This is a genomic window from Serratia sp. CY37869 (assembly GCF_052168895.1).
Taxonomy (GTDB): Bacteria; Pseudomonadota; Gammaproteobacteria; order Enterobacterales; family Enterobacteriaceae; genus Serratia; species Serratia ureilytica.
Genome location: NZ_JBJNLU010000011.1, coordinates 1 through 5,528, shown reverse-complemented (window position 1 = coordinate 5,528; position 5,528 = coordinate 1). Strand labels below are relative to the sequence as shown.

The 5,528-nt window shown below is 51.9% G+C and carries 5 protein-coding genes, 4 tRNA genes and 1 other RNA gene; 2 read left to right on the top strand and 8 right to left on the bottom strand.

Annotated features, from left to right (window positions below):
* The 6 genes from ACJ8J1_RS24810 to ACJ8J1_RS24785 all read right to left on the bottom strand — a co-directional run.
* Positions 1–278 (bottom strand): GTP-binding protein (locus ACJ8J1_RS24810; RefSeq protein WP_227592740.1); only part of this gene is annotated, 278 nt, incomplete at its 3' end.
* A 109-nt stretch (positions 279–387) separates the two neighbouring features.
* A tRNA-Thr gene (locus ACJ8J1_RS24805) sits at positions 388–463 on the bottom strand.
* 6 nt (positions 464–469) lie between these two features.
* Positions 470–544, bottom strand: a tRNA-Gly gene (locus tag ACJ8J1_RS24800).
* 37 nt (positions 545–581) lie between these two features.
* Positions 582–697, bottom strand: a non-coding RNA gene (locus tag ACJ8J1_RS24795) — RtT sRNA.
* A gap of 46 nt (positions 698–743) precedes the next feature.
* Positions 744–828 (bottom strand) — tRNA-Tyr (locus ACJ8J1_RS24790).
* 25 nt (positions 829–853) lie between these two features.
* Positions 854–929, bottom strand: a tRNA-Thr gene (locus ACJ8J1_RS24785).
* Positions 930–1,325: 396 nt separating this feature from the next.
* Here ACJ8J1_RS24785 and ACJ8J1_RS24780 point away from each other — a divergent pair.
* Both ACJ8J1_RS24780 and coaA read left to right on the top strand, forming a co-directional pair.
* Positions 1,326–1,874, top strand: a complete 549-nt coding sequence (locus tag ACJ8J1_RS24780; RefSeq protein WP_033644356.1) for a GNAT family N-acetyltransferase — start codon at positions 1,326–1,328, stop codon at positions 1,872–1,874.
* Positions 1,875–2,093: 219 nt separating this feature from the next.
* Positions 2,094–3,044, top strand: a complete 951-nt coding sequence (gene coaA / locus ACJ8J1_RS24775) for a type I pantothenate kinase (RefSeq protein ID WP_033644355.1) — start codon at positions 2,094–2,096, stop codon at positions 3,042–3,044.
* A 48-nt stretch (positions 3,045–3,092) separates the two neighbouring features.
* Here the strand turns inward: coaA and birA are convergent, their stop codons facing one another.
* Complete coding sequence (birA, locus tag ACJ8J1_RS24770) at positions 3,093–4,055, bottom strand: bifunctional biotin--[acetyl-CoA-carboxylase] ligase/biotin operon repressor BirA (RefSeq protein ID WP_033644354.1); 963 nt, start codon at positions 4,053–4,055, stop codon at positions 3,093–3,095.
* Positions 4,052–5,089, bottom strand: a complete 1,038-nt coding sequence (murB, locus tag ACJ8J1_RS24765; RefSeq protein ID WP_033644353.1) for a UDP-N-acetylmuramate dehydrogenase — start codon at positions 5,087–5,089, stop codon at positions 4,052–4,054. The genes birA and murB overlap by 4 nt, the downstream gene beginning before the upstream one ends.
* Between the last annotated feature and the right edge of the window lie 439 nt (positions 5,090–5,528).

The window sequence follows — 5,528 nt, the reverse complement described above, 5'->3', positions numbered from 1 at the left end:
ATCATGTTTTTCACGTAGTCGGCGTGCCCTGGGCAGTCAACGTGCGCGTAGTGGCGAGTCGGGGTGTCATACTCAACGTGAGAGGTGTTGATGGTGATACCACGAGCTTTTTCTTCTGGTGCGTTATCGATCTGGTCGAAAGCACGTGCAGAACCGCCGTAGGTTTTAGCCAGAACGGTAGTGATCGCTGCAGTCAGGGTAGTTTTACCGTGGTCAACGTGGCCGATAGTACCGACGTTAACGTGCGGTTTTGTACGTTCAAACTTTTCTTTAGACATCGATTGTCCCTCTAAGACACGGATAAATCGGTGGTATCACCACATCAACCAAGCATTTGCTCGTTGAATCCAGAACAGAAAGAAAATCAGGGGGCGAGAAATTAAGAAGTGGTGCTGATAGGCAGATTCGAACTGCCGACCTCACCCTTACCAAGGGTGCGCTCTACCAACTGAGCTATATCAGCACATCTTGGAGCGGGCAGTGGGAATCGAACCCACATCATCAGCTTGGAAGGCTGAGGTAATAGCCATTATACGATGCCCGCATCCTGGAACTCGGCTACCTGATTTTTCTGTAGAATTTTGGGGATAGAGCAGGATTGTTCATCACTCGGCTCGTATCCTTCGGGCCGGCTGCGCCTCGCGCTGCACAACTCGAACCTTGCCGAAGGCTTTCGCCCTCTCCTCCCGCCATCAACCGTTGCGGTGTTTATCGCATCTCAGTTAATCGCCGAAGGCAAGATTTGGTGGTGGGGGAAGGATTCGAACCTTCGAAGTCTGTGACGGCAGATTTACAGTCTGCTCCCTTTGGCCGCTCGGGAACCCCACCAGATTTTAACTACTTGTGACTTGAATGGTGCCGGCTACCGGAATCGAACTGGTGACCTACTGATTACAAGTCAGTTGCTCTACCTACTGAGCTAAGCCGGCATCAAGTGCAGCGCATTCTAGGTAGAGCGGGCGACCTATGCAACAAAAAAATTGCTTTACGCGCACTTTCGCTCATAAATCAGTCAATTTTGCATGCTGTCATGCAATTCGCAGCCTGTGGCGTGCAAACATTCATCACTTGCGGCAATCATTCTCTACAATTTTATCCACTTTTTGCAAGCTTTGAACGCCCCTTTCTCCGTGTCGGGCTTCTCAAAACACGTAACCCACGACGGTAAACCGTGAGCGGGATCGATGCACCAAAAAGAGGATGGCTGCCCTGGTTCGTGGCGTGAACTACACTTATTCCTCGCCCTTTCGCCGTGGCTATGCCTTTCGTCGCTCTGGCGCAGTTATTGCTTATCTTCATTACCCCCATATCTGGAGGAATGACCGATGAAAATAGTGCCTATCAACGCCGCTACGCTCCCGATTTATCGCGATGAATTGGCTCGCCTGTTGACCGATGCGGTCACCCACGGCGCTTCAGTGGGCTACGACACCTTAATCCCGCATGAAGACGCCGAGAGTTACTTCCACAGCCTGCGTCCGGCCTTGGCCAAGGGTGAGCTGCTATTGTGGATTGCCCGCGACGAACGCGGCGTCGTTGGCACCGTTCAACTCGAGCTCTGCCAGAAACCGAATGGCCGTAATCGTGCGGAGGTAGTGAAACTGCTGGTTCATAGCCGCGCTCGTCGTAACGGCGTAGGCCTGGCGCTAATGAAGACGTTGGAGCAAGCGGCACTGCAACAGCAGCGCGGGCTACTGTATCTGGATACTCAGGCCGGTTCGGCGGCAGAAGCACTTTATCGCAGTCTGGGCTATCGCTGCCTGGGTGAAATGCCTGACTATGCGGCCGGACCCGATGGCTATTACCACTCAACCGTCATTTATTACAAACGTCTATTCACCGTGACCCCGTCTTCACGCGCTATCGCCAGCTAACCTTCAGGCGGTATCCTGACGCCATGATACCGCCTTGCAACCCCGCTTTATCAACTGCGCGCCGCTTCGCACAATTGACATAAACTGCTGCCTATCGACAACTTTTGCGAAAAAAGTCTACGCCAAAAACGAAGCTGTCTATAATATGCAGCTTGTTTATTCTCTGGAGTTGGCGTCCGGCGCCTTTCCCAACCTGCGTTAACAGGCAGAATTTGGCTTATGATAAAAAGAGATCAATCTTTAGCAACGCCTTACCTACAGTTCGATCGTACCCAGTGGGCTGCGTTGCGAGATTCGGTGCCGCTGACGTTGTCGGAAGAAGAGATCGTTAAACTGAAAGGGATTAACGAAGATCTCTCGTTGGAAGAAGTTGCGCAGATTTATCTGCCGCTGTCACGACTGTTGAACTTCTATATCAGTTCCAACCTGCGCCGGCAGGCGGTACTGGAACAATTCCTCGGCACCGACGGGCAAAAGATTCCCTATGTCATCGGCATCGCCGGCAGCGTAGCCGTCGGCAAGAGCACGACCGCACGTCTGTTGCAGGCGCTGCTGAGCCGCTGGCCGGAACACCGCAGCGTTGAGCTGATCACGACCGACGGCTTCTTGCATCCAAACAAGGTGCTGAACGAACGCGGTTTGATGAAGAAAAAAGGCTTCCCGCAGTCTTACGATATGCATAGCCTGGTGAAGTTCGTGTCGGAAGTGAAATCCGGCGCCAAACGTGTCATCGCCCCGGTTTATTCCCATTTGATCTATGACGTTGTGCCCGAAGGTAATAAAGTCATCGAACAGCCGGACATTCTTATCCTGGAAGGGCTTAACGTATTGCAAAGCGGTATGGATTATCCTCACGATCCGCATCGCGTATTCGTTTCCGACTTCGTCGACTTCTCTATATATGTCGATGCGCCGGAGACGCTATTGCAAAGCTGGTATATCAACCGTTTCCTGAAATTCCGTCAGGGCGCATTTTCCAATCCTGATTCTTATTTCCATAATTATTCAAAATTGCCGGAACCGGAGGCGATTAATATTGCCACGCAATTATGGAATGAAATCAATGGATTGAATTTGCAGCAGAACATACTGCCTACCCGCGAACGCGCGAGCCTGATTATGACCAAAAGCGCCAACCATGCCGTTGAAAGCGTGCGTTTAAGAAAATAAGCCTACCGAACGATCAAGGGGACGCTGCCGTCCCCTTGTCTTTTCTCACTATTCCGCACTGCGCAGCGATATCTCTCCGCCGATAAAGGGTTTGATTTCCCCTTCTTGTTCCAGCAGGAGTGCACCTTGCGCGTCGATACCCCGGGCGATACCCACAATCTGTCGCTCGCCAATCAGCAGTTTGACCGGTCTGTCGATAAAATTATCCAGCGTGCGCCAACGGCCAATGAATGGCGCCAGCCCATCTATCTCGAATTGTTTTAAGGACTGCCGCAATTCATTAAGCAGAGTGGCGGTCAGCTCATTACGATCGATGTTAATACCGGCTTCTTGCAGGTTGATCCAACCTTGGTTGATCCCACTCGCATTGGTATCCCGCATCGCCAAATTAATGCCGGCGCCGATGACCAACTGAGCCGCGTCGCCGGTTTTCCCCGTCAACTCGACCAAGATCCCTGCCAATTTACGATCGTTCAGGTAAAGATCGTTGGGCCATTTGACTCGCACATCTTTAGCGCCAAGACGCTGCAAGACCTCCGCCATCACCATGCCGATCACCAGGCTCAGCCCCATCGCCGCAGCCGGCCCCTGTTCCAATCGCCAAAACATCGACAGGTATAAATTGGCGCCAAACGGCGAAATCCACTGACGCCCACGACGACCGCGGCCGGCCAGTTGGTACTCAGCGATGCAGGCGTCGCCAGATTGCAGCGTTTCGATACGATCCAGCAAATATTGATTGGTAGAGTCTACGACCGGCAGCACGGTAACTCGCTTGTCGTCCAGCCCTCTAAGAATGCGTTCCGCCTCCAATAGCTGCATGGGAGCAGGCAAGCTGTATCCTTTCCCCGGTACAGTAAAGACATCCAGCCCCCACTCGCGAACGGTTTGAATATGCTTATTGATCGCGGCACGGCTCATGCCCAATGACTCACCGAGCTGTTCCCCGGAATGGAATTCACCGTCGGCCAATAGCGCGATCAGTTTTAACGGGACCTTGGTATCTCTCATGACAGCACCACCACAGCGTTCAATTCGCCAGTTGCGCCAATGAAACGCACCTCAGGTTCCAGCCATACGCCAAATTTATCGGCCACAGTCTTACGGACATGGCGCGCCAGAGCCACCACATCCTGACTATGCGCATTATCGATATTCACCAGCACCAGCGCCTGCTGGCGGTGTACGGCTGCGCCACCGATGCGATACCCCTTCAGTTCGCACTGATCGATCAGCCAGCCAGCGGCCAGCTTCACCTGACCATCCTGCTGCGGATAATGCGGCATGCCGGGATATTGTGTGATGAGTTCTGCGGCTTTCCCCGCGTTCACCAGCGGATTCTTGAAGAAACTGCCGGCATTACCGGTTTCGCGCGGGTCCGGCAGCTTGCTGCGGCGCATGGCACATACGGACTCGAATACCTGAAGTGGCGTCACCGTGGCGGGATCCAGCTTGGCCAGATCGCCATAGCTCAACTTGGGTTGCCACTGCTTGCTCAGACGCAGACCCAGCCCGACAATGGCATGCCCAGTTTGGAAGCGATGTTTGAAAATGCTTTCCCGATAGCCGAAACCACAATCGGCTGCCGGAATGCGATCGATGGCACCCGTAGAGAAGTCCAGCAGGTCGACATACTCACAGACATCTTTCAATTCGACGCCATAGGCACCGATATTCTGGATAGGCGCGGAGCCGGCCAGTCCAGGAATCAACGCCAGGTTCTCCAACCCGCAGATCCCGGCCTGCAGCGTATATTGCACCAGATCGTGCCAATTCTCACCGGCGCTGACATGGAGATACCAGGCATCGTTATCTTCTCGAACATCGATGCCCTTCAGTTGGTTAACCATGACCGTACCCGAAAAGTCTTCCAGGAACAGTACGTTGCTACCTTCACCGAGAATCAGCAGCGGCTCCTGACGCTTGCGCGTTTGTTGCCAGACTTTGAGCATCAACTCAATTCTATCGGCGATGACCAGGTGCGCTGCGTTGACCGGGAGCGCAAAAGTATTGTGGTTTTTTAAAGACGCGCTTTCAGTAGACATAACGTTCAGTACCCATGCGGAAATAATCTTTTGCTTAGTCTACTCGATTCGAAGCGTCTGGCTAATATTTGTTTTAATTAACGTGAAATTTATCGAGTAATGCACTGAAGAATTAGGATTTATCTTTGATATAACAGGATAATTCTTATCAACATGTTCATAAATAGGCATTTTTATTATTTAAATAATAATCTTAATCTATCAATTATATATTGAGCTGGTTATTCTCCTGCTCAAAAGCATTATACGTGCTTATGTAAATAAGCAACGTCCGCTGAAATAGGTATTTTTCTAAGCAATAGATACGATCAGGGGATTTATTTTACGCACAGCAAAAAGCCCTGAACGTCAGTTCAGGGCTTTCGGCTTTGTTTGATGCCTGGCAGTGTCCTACTCTCGCATGGGGAGACCCCACACTACCATCGGCGCTACGGCGTTT